Origin of the sequence: Limnothrix sp. PR1529, from assembly GCF_002742025.1 — a bacterium.
Taxonomy (GTDB): Bacteria; Cyanobacteriota; Cyanobacteriia; order CACIAM-69d; family CACIAM-69d; genus CACIAM-69d.
Genome location: NZ_LIRO01000008.1, coordinates 74412 through 100029, shown reverse-complemented (window position 1 = coordinate 100029; position 25618 = coordinate 74412). Strand labels below are relative to the sequence as shown.

The window sequence follows — 25618 nt, the reverse complement described above, 5'->3', positions numbered from 1 at the left end:
ATTAGCTCGCCATTAGCTCACCATGGATTCTTCGTGAAAGTGGGTTGCAATCACCGGGGATTGTGCAATTTTTGCTACCGTTCAGACAGTCCCTCGAAATCGCGCCCCTCGAAATTTCGCCATGGTAGCTCGCCCTCGCATCACCCACGTTATCTACGATCTCGACGGTTTGTTGCTGGATACGGAATCAATTAACGAAGCGGTGAACCGGGCGATCGCCGATCGCTACGGTTGTGCTTACGATCCAGCGGTGCGAGGACGCATCGCCGGGCGCGATGCCCACACGTCATCGGCGATTTTGGTGGAATGGTTGGGGTTGCCCATCAGTCCCGAGGAAATGTTGCAACAGCGGCGATCGCTGGTGGCCCAGTGGCAACCGGTGGCTAAACCGATGCCGGGCGCGGTGGAGTTGACCCATCACCTGCACCGATCGGGCGTTCCCCAGGCGATCGCCACCAGCTCCAGCCGTGGCCCCTTTGGTTGGAAGGCCGCGCCTCACCGGGATTGGTTTCGCCTGTTTCACTGCACGGTGCTGAGTGATGATCCGGGGGTGCGCCAGGCCAAGCCCGCGCCGGATCTGTTTCGGGAAGCGGCTCGACGATTGGGGGCCGACCCGCGCCACTGTTTGGTGTTTGAGGATGCGCCAGCGGGCATTGAGGCGGCCCGGGCGGCGGGGATGTCGGTGATTGCGATTCCGGATCCGGCCTTGGCGCGATCGAGTGTGGCCCAGGCCGATGCCATCTTGCCCTCCTTGCAGGCCTTTGAGCCGGCCGATTGGGGATTGCCCGCTCGGGTTCCGGCGGCGGTTTGCTAGCGGTTTGCTAGCGGTTTGCTCAAGAAACGGGGCGATCGATCGGGCTTGTTGCGGTTTAACCGTTTGCTGGATCCCCCTTTACGGGATCACCATCTACTTGATCACTGAGCAGGTAGGTGGGGAGCCGATCGATGCTGGTTTGGTTCTTTGCTTGCCAATAGGCTTGCAGACCGTCGGGGCCTTTGCGCTCCGCCCATTCCACCAACTGAGTGCGATCGCCCTGATAGTCAAACAACGGAACCCCGAACCCACAGGAGGTTTGCACCGACTCCACCGACAGCAACATGATTTGGCGTGTGCCGGGCAGGGCCTCGAATCGATCGAGCCAGGATTGCCAATCGGGATCCCGTGGCCGAATCACGCGCCCCTGGCCATACAGCCGCAAAATCAACGGCGCACCCACAAAGCTGCAAAACATGAGGGTTAACCGGCCGTTTTCCGTCACGTGGGCTGCGGTTTCGTTGCCACTGCCGGTCACGTCCAAATAACCCACCAAATTGGGTTCAAAACAGCGAAAGGTGTCCATCCCCTTGGGCGACACATTCACTCGGCCCTCTTGGGGAGCGGATGCCGTGAAAAACAGCTTCTGTTGTTCAATAAAAGCGGCCAGTTCCGGTGTGATTTGCTCGTAAAATTTTGCCATTTTGTTATCTCTAAACTTCTCTAGGGTTTTCTGAATTTTTCTGAAGTTCTCTGAAATTCTCTAGAATTTAAGCATTTGAAATTTACAGGCTGGCGTGAATTCTCCAGCACCTTCCCCCATCCCTCGATTTTAGGTTATCCCTAGGTGATTCAATGGCTGCTGCTCCTCCATCTGCTAGCTGCGCGATCGTTTGGTTTCGTACTGATTTGCGTCTCCATGATCATGAACCGCTCTTGGCTGCTGCCGAAAATCATCAGGCATTGATTCCGGTTTATTGTTTTGATCCGCGACAGTTTGCGGAAACTGCCTTTGGTTTTCCCAAAACCGGCCCCTTCCGCGCTCAATTTTTACTGGAATCCGTTGTGGATCTACGAGCTGCCTTGAGAGCCAAGGGCAGTGATTTAATCGTGCGATCGGGGCTGCCAGAAGTGGTGTTACCGGCCTTGGCAGCGGAATATGGAGCACAGGCTATTTATTATCACGAAGAGGTGGGAACTGAAGAACAAGCGGTTGAATTGGCCCTCGAAGCAGCCCTGAAAGCCCCAGAAGCGCCCAGGCCGGTTCAGGAAAACATTCAAAGCAAGGTTTATTGGGGCCACACGCTCTATCACCCGGATAATTTGCCCTTTGAAATTGGTCAAATTCCAGAGCTGTTTACGGAATTTCGGAAAACCGTTGAAGCGCGATCGACCATTGATCCTCCCTTGCCCCCGCCCGATCGCCTGCCACCAGTGCCGCCGGGCCTGAACCCCGGTGAGCTGCCCCGTTTGGCCGATTGGGGGTTGGTGGAACCGGAACCCAGCCCCTTGGCGCTGATTTCGTTTACGGGTGGTGAACAGGCTGGTTTCCAGCGGCTTCAGGAATACATTTGGGGTGGCGATCATTTGCGGGTTTATAAGCAAACGCGCAACGGCATGTTGCAGCCCAATGATGCATCGAAATTTTCGCCTTGGTTGGCGCTGGGCTGTCTTTCACCTCGAAAAATTTGGGCCGAAGTGCAAGCCTATGAACAGAAAGTGATTCGTAATGAATCCACCTATTGGCTCATTTTTGAATTGCTGTGGCGCGACTATTTCCGCTGGATTGTGGCCAAACATCGCCATCGAGTTTTTCGGGTAACGGGTTTGCAAGGAATTGCCATTCCTTGGCGACAGGATGCGGCGGCCTTTGCCGCTTGGTGTGATGGGCAAACGGGCTATCCCTTGGTGGATGCCAACATGCGAGAACTCCGCGCCACAGGGTTCATGTCGAATCGGGGTCGTCAAAATGTGGCGAGCTTTTTAACCAAGAATTTGGGAATTGATTGGCGAATGGGGGCCGAGTGGTTTGAATCTTGGTTGATTGATTATGATGTGTGCAGCAATTGGGGGAATTGGAACTACACGGCCGGGGTGGGAAATGATGCAAGAGGGTTTCGCTTTTTCAATATTTTGAAGCAAGCCAAGGATTACGATCCGCAAGGAGAATACGTGAAACATTGGCTGCCGGAATTGCGCCAATTGCCCGCCGGTAAAGTGCATCATCCCTGGACTTTGTTGCCCGTGGAACAGGAGCGATTTGGTGTACAAATTGGCCGTGATTATCCAGGAGCGATCGTGGATTTGTTTGAGTCGGCAGCGGAGAATGAAGCCCTCTATAACCGAGCGATCGGGAAGGGTGCTGCGGGTCGATCAAAGCCGGCCCATCGGGGTTCCCGGCGCGATCGCCCCCGACGACCTTAGGAGGCTGTTTCAAAGATCCAAATTGCGAGCTTGCAGGTCTCATCAATCGAGGCAAACAAGATGCTCAAGCCCCTTGCCCCATGATGGTTAATGCTTGGATTTGTTGATGCTTGGCCCTGCTCAAAAAACACTTTTCAGACATGCTCTGAGGCAGCAAGGGGGGCATTGATGTTCTGGAGCAGTAATGTGGGGCCAGGGACTTGGGATAGATATGGCGGCGCAAGTAATTCTGGGCAAGTAATTCTGGGCGAGTAATTCTGGGCGAGTAATTCTGGGCAAGATTTGGAGGTGAGAGGGTGATGGAGCGATCGATGACAACGGTAGTAACCCAAGTAACCCCGCAAGATCGGGTCAGTCCTGCCGGTTACGGACTGCGACGGCGGTTGGGGCGATCGCTGGTGGCCTTGGGAGCTAGTTTGCTGGCCGGTGGTTTCACGCCCGCCTTGGCCCAGGCCGCCGAGCGGATTGAGCTGACCTTTGGGGCCTTGGGCCTGTCGATCGAAATGAAGTCCCTGGAAGACTTTGTGGCGACCGGCGAAATTTCCGATGAGCTGGAGTTCTATACCCGGTTTCTGACTCCCGATCAATTGGCTCAGGTGCGATCGGCCCTGACCGATCGCCTGGATATCAATTTGTTGGCCGTGTCGCAATTTTTCAATGCGCCCCAAGGGGAAACTATTCTGCGGCGCTTGGCCCAAGTGATCCGCACCGGGCGCAATTTACAAAGCGTGCCGGCCCTGCGTGCTGCGATCGTCCGTTCCGCCGCCGACCCGGAAGGGCTAACCCCCCTAAATTTGCTGCGCTACTATCCCACTCCCAGTATGCGAGTGGACTTGGCCCAAGCCCTGAGCCTGTGGCGACAAATTGAGGAAACCACCATTCACCAAGACCAAGCCACCACCGCCGTGGAAACGGCCTTTGTGGCTCAAGCTGGCTCTCCCATTACGCCGCCCCCCTTTGAGTTGCGACAACCGGGCCCCTATGCGACCGCCAAAACCAACCGCGTGATTCAGCCGCGCGATCGTCGTCCCTTTGCGGCCGATCTTTACTGGCCCTTGGCAGCGACGGGCGATCGCCCCGTGGTAGTCATTTCCCACGGTCTCGGATCCGATCGGCGCACCTATGGTTACCTGGGCGAACACTTGGCCTCCCATGGTTTTATTGCCATTCTGCTGGAGCACCCCGGCAGCGACAGCCGCTACATCCAAGCCCTCATTAACGGCGAGGCCAGCGAAGCCGCCGACCCCAGGGAGTTCATTTCGCGGCCGGCCGATGTGCGCGACATTCTCAATGAACTGGAAACCAATCCCCAAGCTCCCGGAGGATTCACCGGGGCCATTGACCTCGATCGCACGGCTGTGGTGGGGCAGTCCTTTGGCGGATACACCGCCCTGGCCAGTGCCGGGGCCCCGCTGAATTTCAAACGGCTGAAAACCGACTGCGCCTCCGACGACTTGTTTTGGAATACGTCGCTGCTGTTGCAATGTCGGGCTTTGGTGGTGCGCCCCACGCCCGACACGGACTATCTATCCCTGCAAGATGCCAGGGTGAAGGCCGTGGTGGCCATCAGCCCAATTACTTCCAGCCTGTTTGGACGCGAAGGGATTGCCCAACTGCAAGTGCCCACGGCGATTTTGTCGGCTAGTAATGACCCGATCGCCCTGCCTTTGTCGGAACAGTTGCGCCCTTTTGCCCAAATGTCGATCGCGGATAAGTATCTTTTGGTGCTGCGAGGCGGCACGCATTTTTCAACGCTGGGGGCCACGGGCGATGAGACCGTGCAGCTCCCGGCTAGCTTGGTGGGGCCCCGGCCGGACTTGGCTCGCGATTACACGAAAGCCTTCATCACGGCTTTTTTGAAGCGATATTTGGGGAACGATCACACCATGGCGAACCATCTCACCCCCCAATGGGCCAATTCCGTTTCTCAGCCAGAGTTGCCACTGTATTTGCTGAGTCAACTGTCGATCGAGCAGTTGCCGCGCCCCGTGGCCCACAAGCCAACCAAAAATTCCCGATGGATTGCCAATCGCCACCGGCCCGATCAACCCATCCAGGCCCGCTGAAGAAATGGGGCTATGGCGAGTGATTTGGGGCGATCGTCAGGGAAATGAGACGAGCAAGCTCAATCCTCTAGTCTCTGGCCTCTGGGCCTAATCTTCGTGATCTTCAAAGGGATCCGACAAATTCTCAGATGGCGGGCCGAAAGCCACGTAAATCGAGTACCCCGTGATGGCAACCAAAATTGTGCCGAGGGCAATTCCCAATGTTAAAGCAGAGTTGTCTTCCAGCATGGTTTAAGGGTCTCGATGGCCGGGCCGCTAGCCCATTTCTCGCAAATTGTAACAATTAGTTAAGTAAAATCGCAAACTTCTCAGGGAGTCCACCCGATCGCCCACTGCCCGCTAGCCCTAGTTCCCGGGCCACCGCTAGCCCATCCCCACGGAACTCCCCAAACAGCAGGCACAGCCGTTTGATAGAATACCCAATCAAATAGCATTGGCGGCGTGCTGCATTCGTGCGGCAATTGCTGCACTATTTAATAAAAAGCAACATCAACGGCAACGCCCAGTTGCTTCAACGGCTGCAAGACTCCATTGTTGCGAAACACTACGGTAGGGATAAGATGGCTCAACGGACTCGCCTGGGCGACATTTTGCGCCCGTTAAATGCGGAATACGGTAAGGTGGCTCCCGGCTGGGGGACGACCCCGCTGATGGCTGTTTTCATGGGGTTGTTTTTTGTGTTCCTGCTGATCATCTTGCAGGTGTACAACACCTCGATCTTGATTGAAGGCGTTAATGTCGATTGGAAGTCGCTGGGTCAATAGATTTGGGTGAATTGATTGGGGTGATGAGTCTGCATCAACAGATTTCAGATTTCCACCCCAAGAATGGCCCGCCCGATCGACTGGTTTGAGGAACTAACGGCTAGAGAATTGCTGAGTTCTGAGCGTTGGATTCTACAAATCTTTGAGAGTTAAGTCATCAACTGGTCGATCGCCCAGTCCCACAGCCCCGGTGTATCCGGGCTTTTTTATGGGCAACATTTCCCATCCCATGGGCCCCAATCTTGGCTTGTTCCTGAGTCAGGCCGATCCGATGCCTACGCGACGGGGCCTTGGGATGGAATAATCTGAACGTGCAAATTTGCAAATTACTGTTCGATGATTGGTGTTGACCAGTGGCTAGCCAGCTATTCGTTCTCGTTCGCTAGCTCCTGCTTGTGGATTGGGTCTGTTTGATTGGTTCTGTTTCAGTGTTGTTGCTTGATCGTTTGCTTGCGATCGCCCCGGTCATTTCCATTGCAAGGATCGCCCCATGAACATTTTTGGCATTGGCCCAGCAGAGTTGTTTTTGATTGGCGTTGTCGCTTTGTTGGTCTTTGGCCCGAAAAAGTTGCCGGAAATTGGCCGCAGCCTGGGCAAGACTCTGAAATCCTTCCAGGAAGCTTCGCGGGAATTTGAATCGGAACTGAAGCGAGAAATGGATCGGGCCGAATCCCCCGCTTCCACCAGCATGACCGCCACGATCGAGCCGCCTGTGCAACCCGCCCTGACCAGTTCGGAGCCGGCCACCCCTGTCACCCCCGCCGAAGCGGAACCGGCCCCAGCCGCCAAAACCAATGCGGTGGATTCGGTCGATCCGGTTTAAGTGTTTCCGGTTAGATCGCTTCCGGCCGGATTTTTTCCGGTTGGGGTGTTTCTGGTTGGACTATTTCCGGTTGGACTATTTCCGGTTGGACTATTTCCGGTTGGCGTTCTGTTGATTAACCCTTGAAGTCGTCTGCGCTTAAGTCGATTCCAAAGCCATGCCCAAAGGCCAATCCGCATCGTCATCAGAACCCCTAATTCCGAAGCTGATTGTGGGGCTGGGCAACCCAGAACCCAAGTACGATCGCACCCGCCACAACATTGGCTTTGAAGTTCTTGATGAGCTGGCGAAGGTGTGGGGCATTCCCCTGAGCGAAAATCGCCGGTTCAATGCCCTTGCGGGAGAGGGGCGATCGCCCTTTGGCAAGATTTATTTGCTGAAACCCCTGACCTATATGAACCGATCGGGCCAGGCCATCCGCGCCGCGATCGATTGGTATAAGCTGCCACCGGAATCAGTCCTCACGATCTACGACGATATGGATCTGCCCTTGGGACGGTTGCGGCTGCGGGAAACCGGCTCGGCCGGCGGTCACAATGGCATGAAATCCACGATCGCCCATCTGGGAACTCAGGATTTTCCGCGTTTGCGGTTGGGCATTGGGCGGCCCCGGGTGGTCAGCGGCGAAACGGTGTCCCATGTGTTGGGCAAGTTTGCGCCCGATGAACAACCCACGGTGCAAGCCCTGTTGCGGTTGAGCGTGGAGACGATCGAGCGATCGCTCCGAGATGGCGTGGCCAAAGCCGCCAGCTTGTATAACAATCGCGATGTGGCTCCACCCAAGCCTAAACCGGCCCCCGCGCCCGCAACACCGGAAACGCCCGATCGAACTCCGCAGGATCCGCAACCGGTTTCCTAGCCGAGTGTCCAGCGGTCTAGCCTCATCCTGTGGGTTCTGTTGACCCTGTTGATCCTGTCCGCCTGTCCACGGTTCATCTACTAATTCCGCACTGTCGGCCTGTGCCGTGAGTCGTCGAGAAAATCCGTTGCCCCAAACGATTGCCCTTGTGCGCATTACCCGCCAGTCCTGGAATGAGGGCAAACTAGAAGGCGAAGTCAGCGCCGGGGAATTCACCTGGGAATTTGTTTGGCACTTTCGCCAAGGCGGGTTGCGGGTTCAGCCGTCCATGGGGCGGGCCCTGATTCGGGAACCACTGGCCCGATTTCTGGAAACCCACGACTACCAACTAGAAGCGGGCGGCGATTATTCCTTCCCCATCCGGGCCCGGCTCTAGTAGTTCGGCAAGCTTATTTTGATAGGTCAAGTTAAATGACTGTTGCCGTCACCAAATCGTTAGGCAGCAAGGGGCTTAAGCCCCTTGTTACTACGACTGGCTTCGTGACTTTGACCCAATGAATGAAGCCTGTCACGCCACTAGGCACTGCCTCAAGATTTTCTGACTTTTCTGAAGTTTGCCCGCAGAATTCCTTCCCGCGATTGTTCAACAACGGAGCAACGAACCATGGTCAAAATTCTGCACCTGTCGGACATTCACATGGGCAGCGGGTTCAGCCATGGGCGCATTGATCCGCAAACGGGTTTAAACACTCGGCTGCTGGACTTTACGGCGGCCTTGGAGCGTTGCATCGATCGGGCAATTTCGGAACCGGTGGATCTGGTGTTGTTTGGGGGCGATGCCTTTCCTGATGCTACGCCGCTGCCCATGGTGCAAGAAGCCTTTGCACAACAGTTTCGGCGGCTGGCGGATGCGCAAATTCCGACGGTGCTGTTGGTGGGAAACCATGACCAACATGCCCAAGGCCGCGGAGGAGCCAGCCTTTGCATTTACCGCACGCTGGGGGTTCCGGGCTTTGTGGTGGGAGACACGTTGGCGCTGCATCGACTGGAAACCAGCCAGGGGCCAGTGCAGGTGCTGACCTTGCCTTGGTTAACCCGATCGACCCTGCTCACCAAGCGGCAAACGGAGGGCCTGTCGTTGGCGGAAGTGGGGGCGCTGCTGCTCGATCGACTCCAAGCGGCCCTGGAAGGGGAAATTCGGAAGCTTGATCCTGACCAACCCACCATTTTGTTGGCCCACCTGATGAGCGATCGGGCGCAATTGGGAGCCGAGCGGATGTTGGGCGTGGGCAAAGGCTTCTCGATTCCCCTCAGCACCATCACGCGCCCCGAGTTTGACTATGTGGCCCTGGGCCATGTCCACAAACACCAAAACCTGAACCCCAACAATCAGCCCCCGGTGGTCTATCCCGGCAGCATTGAGCGGGTGGACTTCAGCGAGGAAAACGAAGAAAAGGGCTATGTCTTGGTAACGATCGAGCCAGGAGAGCGGGGACAGCGCCAAACACAATGGGAATTTTGCCCCCTGCCGGCCCGACCGTTTCGGACATTGCGGGTGGATTTGGCTGACTGTGACAATCCGTTGGCGGAACTGCTCGGGGCGATCGACCCGGCGGCCATTGAAGGGGCCGTCGTTCGGTTGGTCTATCGTGTGCGGGCAGAACAGCTTCACCAAATCGAGTTGGCGGCCGTGCGCGATCGACTAGCCGCCGCCCACACCTACAGCCTGCAAGCGGAGTTGATTAGCCAACTGGCACGCCCTCGCCTGCCCAACTTGGATGCCACCACCCTGGATCCGCTGTTGGCCCTGGAGGCCTACTTGGGAGAGCGATCGGACTTAAAAAACCTGGCCGACGACATGATCGAGGCCGCCCGAGATCTCTTGGGCTATGCCAGTCCGGCCATTGTGGTGAATCTGCCGGAGCCAGCCACGGCCCAGACTGCCAATCCAGATTTCCCAGATCCAGAATCCAGCCCAGGCCAAAACCCAGCAGTGACATCCACCGCCGAGCTGGCCACCGATGCTGACGATGGCGAGCCGACCTCACCCAGCACCAATGGCCCCGATCGAGCCGCTCAGTCTCCAGCCATTGACCGATCGGGTCAACTCAGACTGCTCTAGAGGCCAATCACGTACTTGCGCCATTCCTGGTGTACGCCGCTCTTCACATGCTTCGTCACTTCAAAGTAGAGACTGCTGTGGGGACGGCGGGGCGGCTGACGCAAAGGCATGTTGGCTTCCTTGGGGGTGCGATTGCCCTTGCGGATGTTGCAGCGCACGCAGGCCGTGACCATATTTTCCCAATGCTCACCGCCCCCGCGCGATCGGGGAACAACGTGATCCAGCGTCAAATCATCGCCCGTGTAGCCACAGTATTGACAGGAGTGGCTATCTCGGTGCAATATGTTTTTCCGCGTTAAGGGAATCTCTTTGTAGGGAACCTTGATGTAGTGGCGCAAACGGATCACGGTGGGCAACGGAATGTTGCGGTAAACCACTCGGCCATTATGCTCGACTTGCTCCGCCTTGCCTTTTAGCAATAAAACGACTGCCCGCCGCCAACTGGTAATATTGAGCGGCTCATAAGAAGCGTTGAGCACAAGTACTTTGCCCATCGGACAAAACCGCAATTAATTGCAAATTATTAAGAATTGCAAACAAAGCTTGCGAAGCGTCGGAGCCAATTGGGACTGATAGTAGCACAACTGACTCGGGGTGTGGTTTGCTGATCCCATGGATTACCCATCGTTCTGTGGCGGCGGATTCCGGACAAAAACCGCCGATCGCGTAACGGCGGCCCGCAAACCAAGATGGCCGATCACCACCACTGAGCGATTGCCTTGGGGACGGGGGTTGCTCTCGGGATTTCTGAGTTTGAGCTTAAGTTTGGGCTTAAGTTTGGTCTTGAGTTTGCTTTTGGGTGGTTGCGGGATGCTGCCCTGGGACGGGCCACCAACGGCCGTGGTGCAACGGGCGGTGGCGTTGCAGTTGCTGCAAACCCAAACCGATCTATTGCAAGAGTTGGGCGATTCCCCGCTGGCCGCCGGTCGCCACCTTGATCCACAGATGTTGGCCGATCGCCCGGTGATCACCCTAGATGACTTGGCGGCGGAACCAGGATTACGAGTCGATCGCCTGCGTATCCAAACCCAACAGGCCGTGACTATCAACGACAAACCCGGTTGGCAACTGAGCGGCACTTACGATTGGAGCCAAGCGGGGAGCCAAGATTCGAGCCATACTCGGGAAAACCAGGGCGATCGATCCCCCGCTTCCCGACAACCGCAACCCAAGGATCAAAAGCACCGATCGCAGCCCTTTTCGGTCTACTTGCAACGCCAGATCCGCGGCCAAACCTGGCGACTGGCGCGGCCTGACCTGACCCAATCCACACCCGATCGGGTGGCTTGGCTCACCTACCGTCTTTAAGGACCGTCTCTAGGGGCCATCTCTAGGGATGTTGGGCGAATCCAAGATCAGTTCAGGATCAATCCAAGATCAATCCAAAAGCAATTCAGCGTTACGACAACAGGCCATCGGGGATCGCGAAAGGGTTGCCCGTTGGCAAAGGCCCGGCCCGGCCCGAAAATAGACAAGCCGATCGCCATAGAACGCGCCTCCCGTGAACGAAATCCGCACCGTTTCAGAAACCAAACGCACCTTCTATTCGCTCCACCAACGGCCGATCAACGCGATCTACCGACGAGTGGTTGAGGAATTGATGGTGGAAATGCACCTGCTCTCCGTCAGCGTCGATTTCCGCTTCGAGTCCATCTATGCCCTCGGGGTGGTGACGGCGTTCGATCGCTTCATGGCAGGCTACCAGCCCGATCGGGACTTGGGTTCCATCTTCAACGCGCTCTGTCAGTCCGTGAGCGGCAACGTGGACGACTATCGCCACCGGGCCGATCGCCTGTTGGAAGCGGCAAAAGTTGCCAGTGCCGACGACCTGGCCGCCGCGCTCAACCGGGCCGAGGGCAGTGGCGGGGCCTTGCGCGAAGCCGCCGACGTGCTCGCCAATGGTCAACCCTTCAAATACAGCCGCCTGTTTGGGATTGGGCTATATACCCTGCTGGAGTCCACCACCTCTGACCTGGCTGGCAATGCCGAGCAGATCAAAGCGTGGATCGATCGCCTAGGGACAACCCTCAACCTCCCGATCGAGAAGCTGCAAAAGGATCTGGAACTCTATCGCGGCAACCTGGAGAAAATCGCCCAGGCTCGGATCACCTACGAAGACATGCTGGAGGCCGAACGCCGCAAGCGCGAACAACGGGCCCTGGAAAAAGCCGCCGCCGCCGAAGCCAAAGCGGCCAGCGAAGCCGCCAGTGAGTCGAATGCTGCCCCTTCGCCTGCCGACCCCAGCTAAGTTCCTCAGCATTGCCCAACTTCCCGCTCATCCAATGGAGGGGCCTAGACCACGCATGGTTTCTGGGCCCCTTCTGGGTTTTCAAAGACCAGCCTGATGGCATCGGTTGCGAGTGACGGTTGGCAATCCAGGCGATCGGTTCAGATCGGTAAGATAAGCGATAGGTATTTTCGGCCCCGACTCCCCAATGACCCCGGACGATCGCGCCGCCGAAGAATGCAACGGTCACATTCAAATCGCTGCCCAATTCAAAGGCAAAATCACCGACAAACGCAGACAAACGATTCGCGAAAACCTCGATCGCCTCGAATGGTTCGGCCTCGCCATCCAACAGGAAAATACCTGGCACTACGCCGCCCCCAGCCCGATCGCCTAGAACAATGGCCCCATGACTCCTAACCCAACCCTCGCTGAAAAACTCACCCTGCGATCGCTTCGGGAACAGTTCGGCCTAACCTACACCGAAGAAGCCGCCTTTTTTCCCGAGTGGCGAGGGGCGATCGACACCCTCCAGCCCGCTGATCGCGATCTTTGTCAGCGGTTGCGGCAACGCTATCGCTACTACCTCGAAAACGATTTGCTGATCGAAGAGGGCATCAAAGTGATGCTGGTTGCGCCCTTACTTGAAGCGGCCGGTTTGTTTGATGCACCGTTTCAAAGTCGGTTTGAAGAACCCGTTGCCTTGGAGCTTGTCAACGCCGATGAAGGGGCGATTGTCTATCGGGGCCGGATGGATACTTTAGTGGTGCAAGATCGCCTTTGGATTTTGGTGATTGAGTCCAAACGAATGAGCTTTAGCTTAGAAAATGGCCTTGCTCAAATCTTGGGTTATATGTTGGCCAATCCCACGCCCGATCGCCCGGTATTTGGATTACTAACCAATGGTGGCCATCATCGATTCTTGAAGCTACAGCACTGCCAAGACCAATGGATCTATGCTGAGTCCGATGAATTTTGGGTGACGCGATCGGGTGATCTCGATCGGGTATTAGCCATCCTCAAAACCTTGACCACTAACCTTGAGTCGGTTCGTCAGCCGTAATTTTGTGGTTTCGTGAACCCGGCAACTGCCCAAGTTGGCACATGCGCACCAAACCCCTAGCCGTGATGCCGATATTCTGAGGGCGATGTTGCTATGTCTTGTCCATGACCGTGAGTAGCCCCGACGCGATCGCCGCCCTCGAAGCCGCCAGAGCCAAAGTCATTGCCGAGTTTGGTGACTGGACGAACCACAACATGCGCCTAGCCGACGGGTGCTACACGATCGCCCCGACCCCGACCCCCTCGGAACCAAAGCTGCGCCGCATGACCCAAATTGTCATGGACTGGTGCGGCGGTTCTGTGGAAGGATTACGGATTCTGGATTTGGCTTGCTTAGAGGGGATGTATGGCCTGGAGTTGGCCATGCAGGGCGCACAGGTGGTGGGCATTGAAGGGCGCGAGGCTAACTTGGCCAAGGCGCGCTTTGTGAAAGAAAGCCTGGGCCTGAGCAACATCGACTTTTACTGCGACGACGTGCGCAACCTGTCTGTGGAGCGCTACGGCCAGTTTGATGTGGTGCTGTGCTTGGGGATTTATTACCACCTGGACGCGCCGGACGTGTTTCGGTTCATGGAGCAAATCGGCTCCGTTTGCACCAAGCTGGCGATCGTCGATACCCACGTCAGCCGCACCGCCGAAACCCAACATACCTATGCGGGGCTGGAACTGTCGGGTTGCCGCTATGTGGAGCATGCGCCGGAAGCTTCCACGGACGATCGCCTGAAAATTCTTTGGGCTTCTTTGGACAACGACTACAGCTTTTGGTTAACGCGCCCGTCGCTGTTTAACCTGATGCAGCACTGTGGCTTCACGTCGATTTACGAATGTCATTCGCCGCTGGTCGAGAAATTCGAGCAATTGCGGCGATCGGGGACGGGCGATCGGGCCACCTTTGTGGCCTTCAAGGGTCGCCCCGTGGCCCTCAAGGCTTTCGACCTCAGCAACGACAGCCGCCCCCTGCCCTGGCCGGAAATCCCCCGCTAAAGGCCCAAGAGAGGAGGAGTCTGGCCCGCTCAGTCGGCGGGCTAAGGGGCTAGGTATTCAGCGCCGGTAATGCTGTTGGGCCCAGAGGGCCGCTTGGGTGCGATCGGTCACCTGTAGTTCACTCAAAATGCGACTGATGTGGTTTTTGACAGTGCCGTGGGCTAAATACAAAATCTGGGCGATTTCCTGATTGGTTTTGCCCTCGCCCAGCAGCCTAAGCACCGCCAATTCGCGATCGCTAAAGCGTTGAGTTAGATCAGCCGGGGTGGTTGGTGGATGGGTGGTTAAATGCGCGAAAACTTTCGGGGCGATCGTCGGGCCTAGTTGACTATAGCCATGGTGGACGCTGCGAATTGCATCGGCCACTTGTTTGGAAGGGGCGTTTTTGAGGATATAGCCCAAAGCTCCTGCCTGGAGTGATTGCCAAATATAGTCCTCGCGATCGAACGTGGTCAGCACCAAAATGCGGATCCAAGGAAATCGCTGGTGAATTTCCTGCGTTGCCCGAATTCCATTACAAATGGGCATTTCAATATCCATCAAAATAATATCGGGTTGCTGTTGCTCAGCCAGGGCGATCGCCGTCTGGCCATTGTCCGCTTGACCCACAATTTCTAGATCCGTTTCTAGGGCCAGCAACGTGGCCAGTCCCTGCCGAAAGAGATCTTGATCATCAACCAATAGCAGCCGAATCATAGCGGCTCAATCCTCAGGGGTTAATCCCCACGATCGGGGAATCGTGATGCGTAGGGTGGTGCCTGTTCCCGGTGTGCTGGCGATCGCAAACTGCCCACCCAGAAGTTGCACTCGCTCTCGCATGCCGCGCAGTCCATAACCAGTGGTGGCCGCACCCAGATCAAAGCCTTGGCCATTGTCCATAATTTCCAAATTGAGCGTGGATGCTGTGTAGTGACTCAGCAAATCTACCCTCGAAGCCCGCGCATGTTTTTGTACGTTGGTTAAGGCTTCTTGAATGATGCAATAAACCTGATGGCTGGTTTGGATATCGATCGCCGGTAGGTTCAATCTTGAGGTAATCACCAGGGATTGGGTGTTGTGAATTTGATTGATTAACCGCTGCAAAGCCACATCGAGTTGAAAAGAGGGATCACGGGTGGTTTGAACCGCTTGGTGTACCGCCTCTAAGCATTGACTGGCTAGGGTTTGTGCATGGTTAAGGGCGGTGGCCGCTTGATCGCGATCGCGCCCTTGCATCACTTGCACTAATTCGAGTTGTAGGCGAAGGGTGGTCAGCGAATGGCCCAAGGAGTCGTGAATTTCGCGGGCAATGCGCGATCGCTCCAAATCCGCCGCTAGGGTTTCGATTGCTTGGGCCAGGGCTTCCGATCGTTGGCGGCTGCGACGCTCAGCCATGATCAAAAAGCCAATCACCATCACCAACGCACTGATGCTGATATATTCCACCGAACTCGACAAAATAATTGCCTGTGGCTTATAAATCTCCTCCCACTGTTGCGATCGGGTGGTTTCAATGAATAACTTTTCAATGATAGGAATCGTCCACCAGATACAGAGCAAATAACTAATTCCTGATCCTGCCACGAGATAGACAATGGTTTTTCGATGAAATAAAAAACAACTTTTGATTAAGATCAAATATAAAAGCAGATGCAAATCGACTAGTAACAGTTGCGCCACTAGAACCAGCGAAATTTCTAGTCCAATATAGACGTATCGCACCCAGTGAGGTTGCTTGATTGGAAAAAACCAACTCAGCAGCCAAAAGATAGTAACAAACACCAAAACCTTGCTGAATAAATCGGGCAAGGTCGGCAATTTATAAAAATACCAATCAATGCCATAGGCCAAGCCATACATTAAGAGTAAGACCCATTCCGCATAGCGCATCATGGGCCGTAACTTAAAAAAAGAGGAACCAAAGTAGCTGCGTAGAGCTTTCATCCTGAAATACAGTGAGTAATTCCCACTGGAGAATAATTCAAAGGGCTTGAAAGCCATTGAAAAATGGTGCGATCGCATCATTTACCGGCATTTCCCTAGGACGTTTTCAAGGCTGTAATCGGGTCGAGCTGGGCCGCTTGACGAGCTGGAACCACGCCAAAAACCAGACCAATGCTTCCAGAAATGACCGTGACCACCACCATGGCCTGTACAGGGACGGTGGGCTTGAAAGGAGTCAAGGTGCCGATCAGGGCCATGCCGCCAGCGCCCAGGGAAATGCCCACAACGCCACCGGCCACGGCCAAGATCGTGGCTTCAATTAAAAACTGCTGCAAGATCGCCTGGGGGGGAGCGCCGATCGCCTTGCGGAGACCAATTTCCTGGGTGCGCTCGGCGACGGAAACCAGCATGATGTTCATGATGCCAATGCCGCCCACCAGCAAGGAAATCCCCGCAATTAAGGTGAGCATTGTCCCCAACGCGCTGGTAATTTGCCCTAACAAATCCTGAATGGATTTATTCGCCACCACTGAGAAATCCTGTTTGCCATGCAAGCGTGTCAACAGATTCGTGACTTGAAAAGCAGCCGATCGAATCTGGGCTTGGTCGCGGGCGGTGATCTCAATTTCATCGATCAGCAGTCCTTGGGGAACTCGTCGCCCTACGACTTGATGGGCCATAGTTGTGATTGGAATGAAGGCATTGGCATCGGGATTTACACCGAGAAATGCGCCTTTTCTTTGGATGATGCCAATGATCTGAAAGCTCTGATAGTTAATTCGGATTTCTTGGCCGATCGGGTTGGTGCGATCGAACAGTTTCCGGGCCAGCTCCCCACCCAACACCGCCACCTTGCGATCCTGACGTTGGGCGGCCTCGTCCCAAAAAATCCCCTGGGCCATGCGAATATTCCGCACCTTGAGAAAGTCGGGCGTGACTCCCTGCACCGTTGCCGTCACGGTGCGACTGCGATGGCCGATCGCCAAGGAACTCGAAATCGTCGGTGACACCCATTGAACGGCCGGTGCTTGGGCGGCAATCAAGTCAGCTTCGGACAGCAGCAACTGGGGCACTTCACCGGTCAGTTCCTTGCTTTGTTGTTCACTCAAAAAAACGTACAGGGAGTTCGCACCCAAGGATTCCACCTTGGTCGCGGTGAAATCTTGGGCCCCCTGACCTAGCCCCACGGTGGCCACCACCGAAGCATTGCCAATCACGATGCCCAACATGGTCAGCAGGCTCCGCATTCGATGGCTGACCAAGGTGCCGATCGCCATGTTGAGCGTATCTAGAGGGTTGATCACAGGCCGCTTCCTTCGGGATTATCAACACCCGGAATCACTTGGTTGATCGGGGGACTCAGCAAAATTCGATCGCCCGCTTGCAGGCCCGATCGCACCTGGGCTTGGCTGCCACTTTCTGCACCAATTTCCACGGTTTGAAAGCGTGCTTCCTGGTTGGGCACAAGTCGCCATACGCCCTTGCGGCCGTCCTTTTGGGTGACCAGGGCAGCGAGCGGCACCACCAACACATTCCGAATTGGCTGGCCCAAAAACGCTAACTTGACGTTCATGCCGGCTTTTAAGGTGTCTAGTCCCGTTTGCAGGGAAACTTTGATGCGAAAGGTGGTGACGTTGTTTTCTGGCACAGCTCGGGGGGCAATGCGCTTGACCCGCCCCTGAAACGTGCGATCGGGATAGCTGTCGCTGCGAATTTCGACGGCTTGGCCCTGGCGAATTTGACCGATCGCGGTTTCGGGAATTTTGGCTTCGACTTCTAAACCACTGAAGAGTTCGGCAATGGCGGCGGAGGTGGCCCCATCACTGCTGGATGCGGTGGTGGTGGGTGCAACAAAATCCCCCACATCGGCAAATCGACGGGTGATGACTCCCCCAAAGGGCGATCGAATCAGCGTGTTTTGTAACTGGATCCGCACGACTTGCAGTTGCGATCGCGCTTCTGCGACTTGGGCCCGGGCCTGGGCAACTTCCTCGGCGCGAAACCCCTGGCGCTGTTTATGGAATTCCTGTTCGGCGGTGGCCAAGCTGGCTCTGGCTTGCTCGACGGTGGCGCGGGCGTTGCGGGCTTCCGTCAAGGTCTCATCCAAGGCATCTTGGCTCAGTACGCCTTCGCTGGCCAAAAGCTGGCGGCGCTGCAATTTTTGGGTGGCTAATTGCCACTTTCCTTCGGCCTCTTGCAACTGGGCTTGCTGCCGTTGCACCTCGGCTTGGGCTTTGGTGATGTCTTCAGGGCGATTCCCCGCGAGTTTCAGTTGCAATTCCGCCTGCGATCGCGCGAGCGCTCCTTGAAATTGGTTGACCTGCGCTTGCAGTTGTTCGCCGTCCATTTGGGCCACCACTTGCCCGGGCTGCACTCGATCGCCCTCGCGCACAAACAAGGCCGCCACCTTGCCGGCCTCCTTGGGGGCCAAGTTGACCTTACGCAGGGGCTGCACCACCCCATTGGCCTGCACTTGCACCACCAAATCTTGCCGCTGAACCAGGGTTGTGTCCTGGGCAAGATCCACCTTGGGGGCAGGCGCTGGGTGAGGGATCACCAGGGCGATCGTGCCCAACAGGCCCAGGGCCCCGAGGCCCCCGGCCCACAGCCGCCATTGCTGAAACTTGAACCGAATCGCAGGTTGCATCGACGTTGCCCAAACCGGGATCAAATGCCACCTCATCACTCTAAAAACATCGCCCCCATCGCGACGACTGCCGCCGGTCATCAGTGCCCATGACTAGAGTCACGATTTCCCAGCGGCCGCCATCAGGGGCGGATTGCCGGAAATTCCCCGCTAGCGCAACGGGCCGGCCGCTTGGTATAAGCACCTTGTCTATACCGATGCGAAGCACAACAAACACAATGGCAAAAACCCTCTGGATGTTCCCGGGCCAAGGCTCCCAAGCCGTTGGCATGACTGCTGACTTGCTCGACTCGCCGGCCGCCCAAGCGAAGTTGGCGATCGCGGATGAAATTTTGGGTTGGTCGGTGGCGGAGGTCTGCAACGGCGACGAGGCGCGACTCTCCCAAACCCAATACACCCAGCCTTGCCTGTACGCGATCGAGGCGATCTTGGTTGATGCGCTGAAAGCCGCCGGTCAATCGCCTGATTTGGTGGCGGGTCACAGCCTGGGGGAATACGTGGCCCTCTACGCGGCCGGGGCTTTCAGCTTTGAAGCGGGTCTGAAGTTGGTGAAGCGGCGGGCGGAGTTGATGCAAGCGGCTTCCGGCGGCAAGATGGCGGCCATGATTGGCTTCAACCGCCCGGCCCTAACCGAGGCGATCGCCGCTACCGAGGGCGTGGTGCTGGCCAACGACAACAGCGATGCCCAAGTGGTAATTTCCGGAACGCCCGAGGCGGTGGATGCGATCCTGGGCAGCGTCAAAGCCAAGCGGGCTGTGCCTTTGGCTGTGTCCGGTGCGTTCCACTCGCCCTACATGGCGGAAGCATCGGCGGAATTTAACGAAATTTTGGCGGCCACGGATTTTACGGACACGGCGATCGGGGTGCTCTCCAACACTGACCCCACCCCGGAAACCAGCGGCGCAGCTTTGAAAGAACGGCTCTCGAAGCAGATGACCGGTTCGGTGCGCTGGCGGGAAACGATGGTGATGTTGAACCAGGTGGCCTGCACGGAGGCGATCGAAGTGGGGCCAGGCAAGGTGCTGACCGGTTTGCTGAAGCGTGCCTGCCCCAACACCGTCCTGGTCAACATTGCCGCCCTCGCCGACATCGCTTAAATCTGCTTGCTGGTGACGTGATGGAGTGATCGCTAGCTATCCATAACAATCAATGGTAACTGGCGATCGATTCCATCAAAATGGGTATTAATTCAGTGAAAAAGTTCATCATCAACGCTTTATTTAAAAGAAGCCTGTAGGGTGGGCAGTGCCCACCTAATAATTGCTTCATAGCATCTGCAATACGACGTACTAACCGTTTTAGGTAAAAGCTGTAAAAGCTCTACAACTGATGAAAGTAATTTATTTAACCCATGTTATTCAGTTTCTTCTGAATCTCTTTGCCCAAGCTCAAGATGATGTTCTGCTTTTGAAGCTGCCCGATGGTCGCGAATTTGTGTTGACCTCCGTTGAGCGATTGCAAAATTCGGCCGAGGATTTGACCACGGAGGTTCAGCAAATTACTCAAAATCCAGAACTGATGGCCCTGTTGCAAGAGCGCAAGACGGATCGATCGCGCTTGAGTTTGGCGGATGCTTACGATCGCCTGGGTCTAGAACAGCCCGAGTCATAAGCTGAGATTCATGAATGATTTTCTAAGGCGGCGCGATCGGTATATGCGTGATAGTTTGGCGGTGCGTTTAGGTGGCATTGCAGCAAATTTGGCGCGGGTCAAATCCTTTGGCAAAAATCCTGATAACGGGCAGCTCATTTCCAGTTTGCTGCGGGAAAGTGGTTGGTTTATTGAATGGGCAGCCCCCGAGACCGATTTACCGGTGGCGATCGAGCTGGTGGCAATTCAGCGGCAGATTGTTCAGTGGTTAGCCGATTGGCCGGTGCTGTGGCCAAATGCCGATCGCCGTCAGGTGGTGTTGGAGCGATCGAGCCTGTGGAGTCAATGGATTTTGGAGCGATCGGGCCTGTTGGACTAGGGGAATGGTCACCAAGCTGAACGATGGTTTTGAGCGATCGGCGGCCGAGCGTTCTGTGAGACTTCGTAAAGGTTCGTTGCAATTCGGGTGAGCAAAACCTAAAAACTTGTCAACAAATCTAACCAAAACAAGGGGATCAACCTAGCGTAAAAACAGAACGCCATTCCTGCGAGGTGCGTTATGACCGTTACCAACGATCGCGAACTCGAAGCCCTAATTGCGCGGGTCAAAGCCGCACAGCGCACCTATGCCACCTTCAGCCAAGAGCAGGTGGATTTGATCTTCAAAAAAGCAGCCTTGGCGGCCAACGCAGCCCGCATCCCCCTGGCCAAGCTGGCGGTAACCGAAACGAGAATGGGGACGATCGAGGACAAAGTAATCAAAAATCACTTCGCCTCGGAATTCATCTACAACAAATACAAAGCCGAGAAAACCTGCGGGGTGATCGAAGAGGACAAGGCCTTTGGCATTCAGCGAATTGCCGAACCCGTGGGGATTTTGGCGGGAATTGTGCCCACCACGAACCCCACTTCGACGGCGATTTTTAAGGCCTTGATTGCCCTGAAAACCCGCAACGCGATTATTTTTTCGCCCCACCCCCGGGCCAAGGACTGCACGATCGAGGCGGCGCGGGTGATTTTGCAAGCGGCCGTGGAAGCCGGGGCCCCGCCGGACATCATTGGCTGGATTGATCAGCCCACCGTGCCCCTGTCGCAGCAGTTGATGCAGCACCCGGATGTGAACCTGATTTTGGCCACGGGCGGGCCGGGCATGGTGCGGGCCGCTTACTCGTCCGGCCACCCGTCCTTGGGTGTGGGCGCGGGGAATACGCCGGCCCTGATTGACGAAACGGCACACCTGAAAATGGCCGTGTCGTCGATTATCCTCAGCAAAACCTTTGACAACGGCATGATCTGCGCCAGCGAGCAATCGGTGGTGGTGGTGGATGCGGTCTATGAACAGGTGAAGCAGGAATTTCGCGATCGGGGGGCCTATTTCCTGGATCCCGAAGAGAAAGTCCGCATGGGCGCGCAAATCCTGATCGATGGGCGGTTGAACCCGAACATCGTCGGCCAATCGGTGGAACAGATTGCGGCGATGGCGGAGATTCAACTGCCGCCGGGCACGCGCCTGATCGTGGGCGAGGCAAGCGTGGTGGGGCCAGAGGAGCCGTTCTCCTACGAGAAGCTGTCGCCGGTGCTGGCCATGTATCGGGCGGCGGATTTTGCCCAAGCGGTGGAGCTGAGTGAGTCGCTGGTGATGTTTGCCGGACGGGGCCACACGGCGGTGCTCTACACGTCGCCGGACAACCGCGATCGAATCAAGCAGTTTGAGGATCAGGTGCAAACGGCGCGGGTGCTGATCAACACGCCCTCATCTCAAGGGGCGATCGGGGATATCTATAATTTCCGGCTGGATCCGTCCCTCACCCTCGGTTGCGGCACTTGGGGCGGCAACTCGATCAGCGAGAACGTGGAACCGCGCCACCTGCTGAACATCAAAACCGTGGCGGAACGGCGGGAAAATATGCTCTGGTTCCGAATTCCGCCGAAAATCTACTTCAAATATGGCTCGCTGCCGGTGGCGCTGCGAGAGCTGGCCGGGCGCGATCGGGCGTTCATCATCACCGACAAACCCCTTTACAACCTGGGGATCACGGCGGGTCTGGAAAGCGTCCTGGATGATATTGGTCTGAAGTACGACACCTTTTACGATGTGGAGCCGGATCCTTGTCTGGGAACGGTGAACCGGATTTTGGAACAGATGCGATCGTTTAACCCGGACACGATCATCGCGATCGGGGGCGGTTCCCCGATGGACGCGGCCAAGATTGCCTGGTTGCTGTACGAGCATCCCGAAATTGAATTCGAGGGTCTGTCGATGCGGTTCATGGACATCCGCAAGCGGGTGTATGAGCTGCCGCCTTTGGGCCAAAAGGCAATCCTAGTGGCAATTCCCACCACTTCGGGCACGGGGTCGGAGGTTACGCCCTTCGCGGTGGTGACGGATGAGCGCACGGGGATCAAGTACCCCCTGGCGGACTACGCCCTCACGCCGACCATGGCCATTTGCGATCCGCAATTGGTGCTGGATATGCCCAAGTCCCTGACGGCCTTTGGGGGCGTTGATGCCTTGACCCACGCCCTGGAGTCCTACGTGTCCGTGTTGGCTTCGGAGTTCACGAACGGCGAGGCCCTGGAGGCGATTCGGCTGATTTTCAAATATCTGCCCTCGGCCTACGAACACGGGGCGGCGGATCCGAAGGCGCGGGAAAAGATGCACTACGCGGCGACGATGGCGGGGATGGCCTTTGCCAATGGTTTCTTGGGCATTTGCCACTCGATCGCCCACCAAATTGGCGGCGCGTTCCACATTCCCCACGGTTTGGCGAATGCGCTGTTGATTTCCCACGTGATTCGCTACAACGCGACGGATGCGCCCTTTAAGCAGGCGGCGTTCCCGCAATACAAGTATCCGAATGCGAAGTGGCGCTACGCTCGGATTGCGGACTATTTGAACTTGGGGGGGACGACGGAGGACGAGAAGATCGATCGGCTGATTGGGGCGATCGAGGCGCTGAAGCAGCAGGTGGGAATTCCCCGATCGATCCGGGAAGCCACCTCGATCAGCGAGGCGGAGTTTTTGGCGAAGTTGGATGATGTGGCCGATCGCGCCTTTGACGATCAATGCACGGTGTCGAATCCCCGTTACCCGATGATCAGCGAGCTGAAAACGCTGTTGTTGCGGGCCTATCACGGAGATTCGCCGCTGTTGTCGGCTCCGGAAGCGCCGGAACCGGTGACGACTCCCTAGGGCCTGGTTAAGCCGTCGCTCGCGAGTGGTTCGATCGGGGCTTGATCGTCTGCGGCTAAAGGGGCTGCTTGCGGTTGGGCTGGATCGGCGATCGCGAGTCGCACCGGTAACTTCAGCGTAAACGTCGTTCCCCAATTGCCCGATTCGCAATCGATCGTGCCGCCGTGCTTTTCCACAATCACCTGCTGGGCGATCGCCAGACCCATGCCCGAGCCTTTGCCCACGGGTTTGGTTGTGTAAAACAACTCAAAAATCCGCGATTGTTCACTGACGGGAATGCCCAAGCCGCTGTCGGTGACCGCCAAGCTGACCGAATCCGGGTCAAGGGTGCGGGTGGTGAGCTTCAGGGTCAAGAGCCGATCGGGCTGTTGGCGGAAGGCCTCATCCAGCGCATCGATCGCGTTCGTCAAAATGTGCATGAACACCTGATTGAGCTGACCCGCATAGCACTCGATCGGGGGCAAAGATCCGTAGTCCAACTGCACCACAATGGCCGGGCGGTGAGCTTGGGCACAGAGGCGCGACCCCAAAATGGTGAGCACGCTGTCCAGGCTTTGGGGCAGGTCGATCGCCTTTACCTCCGCCTCATCCAAACGGGCAAACAACCGCAACGACAGAACGATCGCCCGGATGCGTTCCGCGCCCGATCGCATGGAAGCCATCAGTTGCGGCAAATCTTCCCGCACAAACTCCAAATCCAACTGTTCCACGAGCGATCGAATCTCTGGACTGTGGGGGCCATGGCCCGCCTCATACAGCGTCAGCAACTCCAGCAGATGGCTCACGCCCTCCGTGACATGGATTAGGTTGCCGTAGATAAAACTGGTGGGGTTATTGATTTCGTGGGCTACCCCGGCCACCACCTGCCCCAGGAGCGACATTTTTTCCGTTTGGATCAGTTGCGCTTGGGTGCGGCGCAAATCCATCAGGGTTCTGTAGAGGGTGCGGGCTTGGGAGCTGGCAAAATCCGCCGCGTCCGCCAACTCTTGATTGCGTTCGGCCACCCGCTCAATCAACGTATCAAGAGCCTGGGCCAAGGATCCCACTTCGTCTTGGCTGGTGATGCCCACCCGTTGGCTGAAGTCGCCGGTTTCCGCCACCCCTTGGGCCACCGTGGCCGCCCGCACCAGGGGATTGACGATCGCCCGCGTGACTCGCATTGCAATCACCCCTGCCACCGCCGCCGACAGCAACAGGCTCAGGATCACAACGCCTTTTTCCAGACCTTGGGCCTCTTCGAGCAAAACTTCCGCCTGTTCCGCTTGCCCATGGGCCATGATCACCAGCCGGGACAGGGCGCGATCGGCCCCGGCCAGCGCTTTCCACTCCAAGTCCTCCGCTGCTTCTTTGGCTGCCTTCTGGGCGGCCGATTGATTGGCCTCGTCCGCCTGCTGCATCAGCATTTGCTGATTTGCATATTCCTGAAGATCCGCCACGCTTTGATTGGCCAAGTGCAACAGGCGATCGGGGCGATCGGCCAGCCATTGGGGATTTTGCTTGAGATAGGCGGTGAGTTCGTTGGCTAAGTCGCGGGCTGTTTGGATGGCCGCGATCGCGTCCTGCTGGAATAGTTGCCGTTGTGCGACGGGAATTTCATCATCCCCCGCTTCATCAATGGCGAGGCGAGCCGCCTGCAAGTTGCTGCGTAAATCGCTGAGTAATTGAACTTGTGTGGTTGCGTCGTGCAGTTGGGCCACCCCGCGCCCTTGGAAATGATCCGCCAGGGCGATGCCGGCCAAGGAGCCAACGGCCCCCGTGGCGATCGCCAAGATATAGCCCAACGCAATCTTTTGGCTGAAGTGCCAATTGCTGATGCGTTGTTGCCAATGGCCGAGCCAGCGCGATCGCCCCTTGATCTGGATCTTCATCGTGGAGTGGGACATCGCTGCCGTCGAGTGAGGAGAGGGCAGGGGAAAATTCATTGATTGCGAATTTTAGGGCAGCTCCAACCGCAACAGCCCTACGCCGTGGGCTGATTATGCTTGGTTGTAACCTCAATGGATTGATGCAAACCCTGAAAGATGGATAAATTTAACGATTCATGAGGGATGAAACGTGAATTCACTATCTTTTTTGTGTCATTTTGGAAGGCGAAGGCCGCCGTCAAAGTCGATCCCAATCTATCAGGTGCTTCCTTGAAATGGCGTTAAGAAATGCAATCAAGAATCAACAATATAATCCATCAGTTGATTGCCTAATTGGGTGCGATCGGCAACATGATCAGTATCCAAATGTCCGTA

At 56.4% G+C, this 25618-nt stretch carries 26 protein-coding genes; 17 read left to right on the top strand and 9 right to left on the bottom strand.

The genetic code is table 11. The features are described from left to right. Positions 1-121 precede the first annotated feature (121 nt). The gene (locus tag AMR42_RS01235) at positions 122-814 is read left to right on the top strand and encodes an HAD-IA family hydrolase (RefSeq protein WP_099531645.1); all 693 of its coding nucleotides are present in this window, start codon (positions 122-124) and stop codon (positions 812-814) included. A 55-nt stretch (positions 815-869) separates the two neighbouring features. Here AMR42_RS01235 and AMR42_RS01230 read toward each other — a convergent pair whose 3' ends face one another. After that, on the bottom strand, positions 870-1457 hold the full coding sequence (locus AMR42_RS01230; RefSeq protein WP_099531644.1) for a pyridoxamine 5'-phosphate oxidase family protein: 588 nt from the start codon (positions 1455-1457) through the stop codon (positions 870-872). A gap of 152 nt (positions 1458-1609) precedes the next feature. Here AMR42_RS01230 and AMR42_RS01225 point away from each other — a divergent pair, with 152 nt between their 5' ends. Both AMR42_RS01225 and AMR42_RS01220 read left to right on the top strand, forming a co-directional pair. Beyond that, positions 1610-3178, top strand: a complete 1569-nt coding sequence (locus AMR42_RS01225; protein ID WP_099531643.1) for a DASH family cryptochrome — start codon at positions 1610-1612, stop codon at positions 3176-3178. A gap of 299 nt (positions 3179-3477) precedes the next feature. After that, on the top strand, positions 3478-5244 hold the full coding sequence (locus AMR42_RS01220; RefSeq protein WP_099531642.1) for an alpha/beta hydrolase: 1767 nt from the start codon (positions 3478-3480) through the stop codon (positions 5242-5244). 87 nt (positions 5245-5331) lie between these two features. On the opposite strand, the gene psbN is transcribed toward AMR42_RS01220, so the two are convergent. After that, positions 5332-5472: a photosystem II reaction center protein PsbN gene (gene psbN / locus AMR42_RS01215; protein ID WP_099531641.1), complete on the bottom strand. Its 141-nt coding sequence runs from the start codon at positions 5470-5472 to the stop codon at positions 5332-5334. Positions 5473-5804: 332 nt separating this feature from the next. On the opposite strand from psbN, the gene psbH reads away from it, so the two are divergent. The 5 genes from psbH to sbcD all read left to right on the top strand — a co-directional run bounded on the left by psbH (position 5805) and on the right by sbcD (position 9752). Further along, entirely contained in the window at positions 5805-6008 is a 204-nt protein-coding gene (psbH, locus tag AMR42_RS01210) for a photosystem II reaction center phosphoprotein PsbH (protein ID WP_099531676.1), read from the top strand. Positions 6009-6498: 490 nt separating this feature from the next. Continuing rightward, positions 6499-6831: a TatA/E family twin arginine-targeting protein translocase gene (locus tag AMR42_RS01205; protein WP_099531640.1), complete on the top strand. Its 333-nt coding sequence runs from the start codon at positions 6499-6501 to the stop codon at positions 6829-6831. A 157-nt stretch (positions 6832-6988) separates the two neighbouring features. Next, entirely contained in the window at positions 6989-7690 is a 702-nt protein-coding gene (pth, locus tag AMR42_RS01200; protein ID WP_099531639.1) for an aminoacyl-tRNA hydrolase, read from the top strand. A gap of 106 nt (positions 7691-7796) precedes the next feature. Beyond that, positions 7797-8066, top strand: a complete 270-nt coding sequence (locus AMR42_RS01195; protein WP_099531638.1) for a DUF3146 family protein — start codon at positions 7797-7799, stop codon at positions 8064-8066. 228 nt (positions 8067-8294) lie between these two features. Beyond that, a complete protein-coding gene (sbcD, locus tag AMR42_RS01190; RefSeq protein WP_099531637.1) occupies positions 8295-9752 on the top strand; it encodes an exonuclease subunit SbcD in 1458 nt (485 codons plus the stop codon). Here the strand turns inward: sbcD and AMR42_RS01185 are convergent. Next, positions 9749-10246, bottom strand: coding sequence for an HNH endonuclease (locus AMR42_RS01185; protein WP_099531636.1), 498 nt, complete (start codon positions 10244-10246; stop codon positions 9749-9751). The two genes, sbcD and AMR42_RS01185, sit on opposite strands and share 4 nt — an antisense overlap. Before the next feature lie 118 nt (positions 10247-10364). On the opposite strand from AMR42_RS01185, the gene AMR42_RS01180 reads away from it, so the two are divergent. Next, entirely contained in the window at positions 10365-11060 is a 696-nt protein-coding gene (locus AMR42_RS01180; protein ID WP_143472884.1) for a hypothetical protein, read from the top strand. Positions 11061-11129: 69 nt separating this feature from the next. On the opposite strand, the gene AMR42_RS20125 is transcribed toward AMR42_RS01180, so the two are convergent. Then, entirely contained in the window at positions 11130-11270 is a 141-nt protein-coding gene (locus tag AMR42_RS20125) for a hypothetical protein (protein ID WP_158234311.1), read from the bottom strand. On the opposite strand from AMR42_RS20125, the gene psb29 reads away from it, so the two are divergent. The 4 genes from psb29 to AMR42_RS01160 all read left to right on the top strand — a co-directional run bounded on the left by psb29 (position 11254) and on the right by AMR42_RS01160 (position 14025). Further along, entirely contained in the window at positions 11254-12000 is a 747-nt protein-coding gene (gene psb29, locus AMR42_RS01175) for a photosystem II biogenesis protein Psp29 (protein ID WP_099531634.1), read from the top strand. The two genes, AMR42_RS20125 and psb29, sit on opposite strands and share 17 nt — an antisense overlap. A 187-nt stretch (positions 12001-12187) precedes the next feature. Further along, positions 12188-12376 carry a hypothetical protein gene (locus tag AMR42_RS01170; RefSeq protein WP_099531633.1) on the top strand — a complete coding sequence of 63 codons (189 nt, stop codon included), beginning with the start codon at positions 12188-12190 and terminating at the stop codon, positions 12374-12376. 12 nt (positions 12377-12388) lie between these two features. After that, positions 12389-13042 carry a type I restriction endonuclease subunit R gene (locus AMR42_RS01165; RefSeq protein WP_099531632.1) on the top strand — a complete coding sequence of 218 codons (654 nt, stop codon included), beginning with the start codon at positions 12389-12391 and terminating at the stop codon, positions 13040-13042. Between the two features lie 104 nt (positions 13043-13146). Beyond that, positions 13147-14025, top strand: coding sequence for a bifunctional 2-polyprenyl-6-hydroxyphenol methylase/3-demethylubiquinol 3-O-methyltransferase UbiG (locus tag AMR42_RS01160; protein ID WP_099531631.1), 879 nt, complete (start codon positions 13147-13149; stop codon positions 14023-14025). Between the two features lie 57 nt (positions 14026-14082). Here AMR42_RS01160 and AMR42_RS01155 read toward each other — a convergent pair whose 3' ends face one another. From AMR42_RS01155 to AMR42_RS01140, 4 genes are all read right to left on the bottom strand, one after another. Then, entirely contained in the window at positions 14083-14721 is a 639-nt protein-coding gene (locus AMR42_RS01155) for a response regulator transcription factor (protein WP_099531630.1), read from the bottom strand. 6 nt (positions 14722-14727) lie between these two features. Next, the gene (locus tag AMR42_RS01150) at positions 14728-15948 is read right to left on the bottom strand and encodes a sensor histidine kinase (RefSeq protein ID WP_158234310.1); all 1221 of its coding nucleotides are present in this window, start codon (positions 15946-15948) and stop codon (positions 14728-14730) included. Between the two features lie 95 nt (positions 15949-16043). Further along, entirely contained in the window at positions 16044-17252 is a 1209-nt protein-coding gene (locus AMR42_RS01145; protein ID WP_234406452.1) for an ABC transporter permease, read from the bottom strand. After that, entirely contained in the window at positions 17249-18595 is a 1347-nt protein-coding gene (locus AMR42_RS01140; protein WP_099531628.1) for an efflux RND transporter periplasmic adaptor subunit, read from the bottom strand. The genes AMR42_RS01145 and AMR42_RS01140 overlap by 4 nt, the downstream gene beginning before the upstream one ends. 218 nt (positions 18596-18813) lie before the next feature. Here AMR42_RS01140 and fabD point away from each other — a divergent pair, with 218 nt between their 5' ends. The 4 genes from fabD (at position 18814) to adhE (ending at position 23378) form a co-directional block, all read left to right on the top strand. Next, positions 18814-19692 carry an ACP S-malonyltransferase gene (gene fabD / locus AMR42_RS01135; RefSeq protein WP_099531627.1) on the top strand — a complete coding sequence of 293 codons (879 nt, stop codon included), beginning with the start codon at positions 18814-18816 and terminating at the stop codon, positions 19690-19692. Between the two features lie 232 nt (positions 19693-19924). Beyond that, positions 19925-20206 carry a hypothetical protein gene (locus tag AMR42_RS01130; RefSeq protein ID WP_099531626.1) on the top strand — a complete coding sequence of 94 codons (282 nt, stop codon included), beginning with the start codon at positions 19925-19927 and terminating at the stop codon, positions 20204-20206. A 10-nt stretch (positions 20207-20216) separates the two neighbouring features. Next, on the top strand, positions 20217-20564 hold the full coding sequence (locus tag AMR42_RS01125; RefSeq protein ID WP_143472883.1) for a hypothetical protein: 348 nt from the start codon (positions 20217-20219) through the stop codon (positions 20562-20564). A gap of 180 nt (positions 20565-20744) precedes the next feature. Next, on the top strand, positions 20745-23378 hold the full coding sequence (adhE, locus tag AMR42_RS01120) for a bifunctional acetaldehyde-CoA/alcohol dehydrogenase (protein ID WP_099531624.1): 2634 nt from the start codon (positions 20745-20747) through the stop codon (positions 23376-23378). Here adhE and AMR42_RS01115 read toward each other — a convergent pair. Further along, entirely contained in the window at positions 23375-25261 is a 1887-nt protein-coding gene (locus AMR42_RS01115) for a sensor histidine kinase (protein ID WP_234406450.1), read from the bottom strand. The two genes, adhE and AMR42_RS01115, sit on opposite strands and share 4 nt — an antisense overlap. Positions 25262-25618 lie beyond the last annotated feature (357 nt).